Genomic DNA, 6,299 nt, shown 5'->3' on the forward strand with positions numbered 1-6,299 from the left:
ATGTCCAACGCCATCTTCAGCCTGCCTGAATCCCACAATGAGCCCATCCTCGCCTACGCCCCCGGCTCGAAGGAGCGCGCCCTCCTGAAGGCCGAGCTGGAGCGCCAGTACGCCCTTGAGCTCGACATCCCGCTCATCATCAACGGCCAGGAAGTCCGCACCGGAAAGACCCAGAAGGCCGTCTGCCCGCACGATCATCAGCACGTGCTGGCCCACTACCACGAGGCGGGTGAGGCCGAGGTCCGCCTGGCCATCGACGCCGCTCTCAAGGCCAAGAAGGACTGGGAGGCCACGCCCTGGGAGGACCGCGCCGCCATCTTCCACAAAGTGGCCAGCCTCATCTCCGGGAAGTACCGCTACATCCTGAACGCCGCGACGATGCTGGGCCAGTCGAAAAGCGCCTACCAGGCGGAGATCGACAGCACCTGCGAGACCGCGGACTTCTTCCGCTACAACGCGAAGTTCATGGAGGAGATCTACAAGCAGCAGCCGATCTCTGACCCCCACGTGTGGAACCGTGTCCACTACCGTGCGCTCGAGGGCTTCGTCTTCGCCGTGACGCCCTTCAACTTCACGGCCATCGCCGCCAACCTGCCGACGGCCCCGGCGGTCATGGGCAACACCGTGGTGTGGAAGCCCGCCTCCACCTCCGTGGTGTCGAACTACTACCTCATGCAGCTCTACAAGGAGGCCGGCCTGCCGGACGGCGTCATCAACTTCATCCCCGGTCGCGGCTCCATGATCGGCAAGATCGCGCTGGAGGACCCCAACTTCGCGGGTCTCCACTTCACGGGTTCCACCAACGTCTTCAACAGCATGTGGAAGACCATCAGCGGCAACCTGGAGCGCTACAAGGGCTACCCCCGGATCGTGGGCGAGACCGGCGGCAAGGACTACGTGTTCATGCACGCCTCCGCCGATGTGGACGAGACCGCCGCCGGCATCGTGCGCGCCAGCTTCGAGTACCAGGGCCAGAAGTGCTCCGCGTGCTCCCGCGTCTACGCCCCCGCGTCCCGCTGGCCCGAGCTGAAGGCGCGCCTGCTCGCCCTGATGGCCGAAATCCGCATGGGCGACGTGCGCGACTTTCGCAACTTCTTCAATGCCGTCATCGACGAGGCCTCCTTCGACAACGCCATGAAATACATCGAGCTGGCGAAGGCCTCCAAGGACGCGGAGATCCTCGTGGGTGGCAAGGGCGACAAGTCCAAGGGCTGGTTCGTGGAGCCCACCATCATTCTCACCACGGATCCCAAGTTCGTGACCATGCAGGAGGAGATCTTCGCGCCCGTCCTCACCATCTATGTCTACAACGATGCCAAGCTGGACGAGACGCTGAAGATCCTGGACGAAACCTCGCCCTACGCCCTCACCGGCGCCATCTTCGCCCGCGACCGCTACGTCATCAACCAGCTGACCGAGGCCCTGGCCAATACCGCCGGCAATTTCTACATCAACGACAAGCCCACGGGCGCCGTGGTGGGCCACCAGCCCTTCGGCGGGGCCCGCGCCTCGGGCACCAACGACAAGGCCGGGAGCTTCCTGAACCTGATCCGCTGGACCTCTCCGCGCACCATCAAGGAGAGCTTCACACCACCCCGGGACATCAAGTTCCCGTTCCTCGAGCAAGAATAGGAGTCTATGGACCTGATCTGGGAGGGCCTGCGGAAGGCGCTGGAGCTGCTGCTCACGCTGGATCCCGAGGTCCTCCGGATCACCCTGCTCTCCCTGGAGGTCTCGGGCCTGGCCACCCTCATCAGCCTGGTGATCGGCCTGGGCGTGGCCATCCCCGTGGCCCTCAACGAATTCCCGGGCAAGCGCCTGGTCATCGCCCTGCTCAACACGGGCATGGGCCTGCCGCCCGTGGTGGTAGGCCTCTTCGTCACCGTGCTGCTCTGGCGAAACGGGCCCTTCGGGTTCCTGGAGATCCTCTACACACCCTCGGCCATGATCCTGGCCCAGGCCGCCATCGCGTCGCCCATCATCGCGGGCATCAGCCTCTCTGCCCTCCAGCACCTGCCCGCCGGCCTGCGACTGCAGATCCTGGCCCTGGGCGCCTCCCGGCCCCAGATGGTGTGGCTGCTGCTGAAGGAGGCCCGCCTGCCCCTGCTGGCCGCCGTCATGGCGGGCTTCGGCGGCGTCATCTCCGAGGTGGGCGCCTCCATCATGGTGGGCGGCAACATCAAGGGCCAGACGCGCGTGCTCACCACGGCCACGGTCATGGAGACCAGCAAGGGCAACTTCGAGGTGGCCTTCGCCCTCAGCATCCTGCTGCTGGTCCTGGCCTTCACGGTCAACGCCGTGCTCACCCATGTCCAGCAGCGGAACCGTCCCCGATGAGCCGCGCGACCGTTCTGGAGGCGCGGAACCTCCGGGTCCACCGGGGCCGCGTCCAGGTCCTCGACGTGCCTGCGCTGGAACTCCGCGCCGGTGAGGTCCTGGCCCTCATGGGCCCCAATGGCGCGGGTAAGAGCACCCTGATGCTGACCCTGGCAGGCCTCCTGCCCCTGTCCGAGGGCAGCCTCCACTTCAAGGGCGAGACCCTCCGATCCCGGGCGGATCGGGACGCCTTCCGTCGTCGCCTGACCATGGTCTTCCAGGACCCCCTCCTCTTCGACGCCACCGTGGCCCAGAACATCGCCACGGGCCTGAAGCTGCGCGGCGTGCCGGCCGCGGTTCGGGAGCCCGCGGTGCAGGCCTGGGCCCAACGCCTCGGCATCGGCGACCTGCTGGACCGAGCGGCCCGGCAGCTGTCCGGAGGCGAGGCCCAGCGCACCGCCCTGGCCCGCGCCTTCGTCCTGGGCCCGGAGATCCTCTTCCTGGACGAGCCCTTCGCCTCCCTGGACGCGCCCGCCCGCGAGGGCCTGCTCGACGATCTGGGCCACATCCTCGCCGAGACGGGCAGTACCGCCGTGATCTCGACCCACGACCAGGGCGAGGCCGCACGCCTGGCGCACCGGCTGGCGGTGATGAAGGAAGGCACCCTCCTCCAGATCGGGGGCCTGCGGGAGGTCATGAACCATCCGCAGGATCCCTTCGTCGCGGCCTTCGTGGGCATGGAGACCCTCCTCAAGGGGCAGGTGACCGCCAGCGGCGAGGGCCTGCTGACCCTGCGCCTCGGCAAGGGCCTGGGCGGCCACGAAGTGCTGGCCATCGGCGAAGCGCGGCCCGGCCAGACGGTCCTGGTGGGCGTCCGCCCCGAGAACGTGGCACTGTCTTTACAAACCGATAAAACCAGCAGTGCCCGGAACGCCTTTCCCGGGACCGTTTCCAAGGTCCTGCCCAGGGGACCCTTTTTCAAGGTGGAGCTGGATTGCGGCTTCTTCCTGGCGGCCTACGTGACCGCGCAATCCCTGGCAGAACTGGGGCTTGCCCCGGGCGGTTCCATCGTGGCCTCCTTCAAGGCCACCGCCGCCCACCTCATCCGCCGGGAGGGCCTCGACGGCGAAGTGTGACCCGCGTCCATTGCCGGGGGTCCGGGCCCGGACTAGCCTCACATCTGGGGTGGCATGGCCATCCCTGATTGACGTGTAGTCAACGGGTCCGAGACCGGAGGCCTTCGAGCCATGAAACAGCTGGTGATCGATTTCCAGAAGTGCGATGCAGGACGTAACTGCAATCACGAGTGCGAGATGGAGTGCGCCATCAAGGTCTTCAAGGTGGATGATCCCGCCCAGGCGGCCCTCCAGATCAAGGCCTACGAGGACGGCGGCGGCAAGGCCATCCTCTGCGATCAGTGCGGCGACTGCGTGGTGGTCTGTCCGTCGGAAGCCCTCAAGCGCAACAAGCTGGGCGTCGTGATGATCGACAAGCAGCTCTGCGTGGGCTGCTACATGTGCATCGGCTTCTGCGAGAAGGACGCCTTCATGCGGAACCCCGATTGGATCGTGCCCCACAAGTGCACGTCCTGCGGCATTTGCGTCAAAGTCTGCCCCCATGGGGCCCTCTCCATCGTGGACGTCTCCGAGCCGGCCGTCCGGATCATCTGAGAAAGGGAATCCCATGAGCCAGCTCGTCTTCGATCCCAGCAAAGTGATGGACATCGACTACACCCAGCGCACCGAGTACCTGGACGGCCTCGAGGCCATCAAGGCCGCGCACAAGGTGCTGAAGGAGATCACCTACACGCCCAGCCTGCCGGACAAGGGCTACACGAACCGCACGCTCTACGTGAACGTGGGCACCCACGAGATCACCGAGAAGCCCGTCACCCAGCAGATGAAGGATGTCTTCATCGGCGGCCGCGGCTTCGGCCTCTACCACCTGTGGAACGCCGTGAAGTCCACCACCCGGTGGAACGATCCCGAAAACGAAATCATCATCAGTCCCGGGCCCGTGGCCGGCATGACCCAGTACGCGGGCACCGGCAAGTCCCTGGTGGTGAGCCTGTCGCCGCAGACGGACATCCCCATCGATTCCAACGTGGGCGGCTTCTACGGCCCCCTGCTCAAGTTCTCGGGCTTCGACGCCCTGGAGCTCCAGGGCAAATCCGACAAGGACATCATCCTGTTCATCGATGGTGTGAAGGGGATCATCCGCATCGAGGAGGCGCCCACTGATCCTGTGGATAGCCATGTGCTGGCGGAAGTGCTCACGCACATGTACGCGGAGAACGAGAAGGACCTGCCCAACATCTCCGTGGTGTCCACGGGGGCGGCGGCCGAACACAGCCTCATCGGCATGCTGAACTTCTCCTTCTACGACCGCCGCCGCAAGTGCGTGCGCTTCAAGCAGGCGGGCCGGGGCGGCATCGGCACCGTGTTCCGGGACAAGCGCATCCGCGCGCTTGTCGTCCGCGGGCCCAAGGTGGCCGGCGACCTCAACCACCCGGCGGATCCCGAGACCATCGCCAAGACCGGCATCAAGTTCCACAAGGAGATGCGCGAGAACGACGGCACGCAGTGCATGATGCGCCGCAACGGCACGGCGCACATCGTGGAGATCATGGACGCCTACGACCTCCTGCCTGTCCACAACTTCCAGTACGGCTCGCACCCGGATGTCCACAAGATCGACAGCAGCTACTGGCAGCAGCGCTGCACCCAGCACACGGTGGACGGCTGCTGGTACGGCTGCTCTATGGCCTGCGCCAAGGGCGCGGATGGCCTGGTCCTGAAGACCGGCCCGTACAAGGGCGACATGGTGACAGTGGACGGCCCCGAGTACGAGAACGCGGCGGGCCTAGGCTCCAACTGCGGTGTCTTCGACCCCGACTACCTGCTGGAGCTCAATTTCTACTGCGATACCTACGGCATCTGCACCATCACCTACGGCACGCTCACCGCCTTCGTGATGGAGTGCTACCAGCGCGGCATCCTGAACAAGGAGCGCACCGGCGGCCTGGAGATGACCTGGGGCAACGCCGAGGCCGACCTCGAGATGATGCACCAGATGGCCCGGGGCGAAGGCTTCGGCAAGATCGCCGGCCTGGGCGTCAAGAAGATGAAGGAGCACTTCATCAAGCAGGGCTGGGGCGATCCGCAGCTCATCAACGACATCGGCATGGAGAACAAGGGCCTCGAATACTCCCAGTACATGTCGAAGGAATCCCTGGCCCAGCAGGGCGGCTACGCCCTCACCAACAAGGGGCCCCAGCACGACGAGGCCTGGCTGATCTTCATGGACATGGTGAACAAGCAGCTGCCCACCTTCGAGGACAAGGCCGAAGCGCTCTACTACTTCCCCCTGTTCCGCACCTGGTTCGGCCTCAACGGCTTCTGCAAGCTGCCCTGGAACGATGTTGTGCCCGCGGACAATTCTTCCCAGCCCGAGGCCCACAAGGTGCCCGAGCACGTGCAGAACTACGTGGACCTCTTCAGCGCCACTACGGGCGTGAAGATCGACAAGGAAGAGTTGATCTTGCAGTCGGCCAAGGTCTACAACTTCCAGCGCGTGTTCAACATCCGCATGGGCAAGGGCCTCCGCCTGCACGACGCGGCGCCCTACCGCTCCCTGGGCCCGGTGACGAAGGAAGAGTACGAGTCCCGTGCCGAGCGCTACGACCAGCAGATCATCACCGAGATGGGCCTCGATCCCGCCGGCAAAACCACCGAGGAGAAGATGGCCCTGCACCGCCAGTGGCGCACGGACCGCTTCTCCAAGCTCATGGACAGCGTCTACACCCGCCGCGGCTGGACCCTGGACGGCGTGCCCACCCTGGCGCGCCTGGAGGAACTGGGCCTTGATGCCTTCCCGGAGGTCGTGGACGTGGTCAAGCAGCACCTCTGAGAGAATCGGGGGGGGGGGGGGGCCCGGGGGGTGGTGTGTAAACCAACAACCGAGCGGCCCGCAAACCAGGGCAA

At 65.5% G+C, this 6,299-nt stretch carries 5 protein-coding genes; all 5 read left to right on the plus strand.

Translation table 11 applies throughout. The features are described 5' to 3' along the window. Complete coding sequence (pruA, locus tag NOV65_RS12315; protein ID WP_257306768.1) at positions 1-1,632, plus strand: L-glutamate gamma-semialdehyde dehydrogenase; 1,632 nt, start codon at positions 1-3, stop codon at positions 1,630-1,632. A gap of 6 nt (positions 1,633-1,638) precedes the next feature. Continuing rightward, the gene (locus NOV65_RS12320) at positions 1,639-2,337 is read left to right on the plus strand and encodes an ABC transporter permease (RefSeq protein ID WP_257306769.1); all 699 of its coding nucleotides are present in this window, start codon (positions 1,639-1,641) and stop codon (positions 2,335-2,337) included. After that, positions 2,334-3,452, plus strand: a complete 1,119-nt coding sequence (locus NOV65_RS12325; RefSeq protein ID WP_257306770.1) for an ABC transporter ATP-binding protein — start codon at positions 2,334-2,336, stop codon at positions 3,450-3,452. The genes NOV65_RS12320 and NOV65_RS12325 overlap by 4 nt, the downstream gene beginning before the upstream one ends. A gap of 111 nt (positions 3,453-3,563) precedes the next feature. Then, positions 3,564-3,986 (plus strand): 4Fe-4S binding protein, encoded by a 423-nt coding sequence (locus tag NOV65_RS12330; protein ID WP_257306771.1) that lies wholly within the window; start codon positions 3,564-3,566, stop codon positions 3,984-3,986. A gap of 13 nt (positions 3,987-3,999) precedes the next feature. Then, the gene (locus tag NOV65_RS12335; RefSeq protein WP_257306772.1) at positions 4,000-6,225 is read left to right on the plus strand and encodes an aldehyde ferredoxin oxidoreductase family protein; all 2,226 of its coding nucleotides are present in this window, start codon (positions 4,000-4,002) and stop codon (positions 6,223-6,225) included. Positions 6,226-6,299: the final 74 nt, after the last annotated feature.

The organism is Geothrix campi (assembly GCF_024609265.1).
Lineage (GTDB): Bacteria > Acidobacteriota > Holophagae > Holophagales > Holophagaceae > Geothrix > Geothrix campi.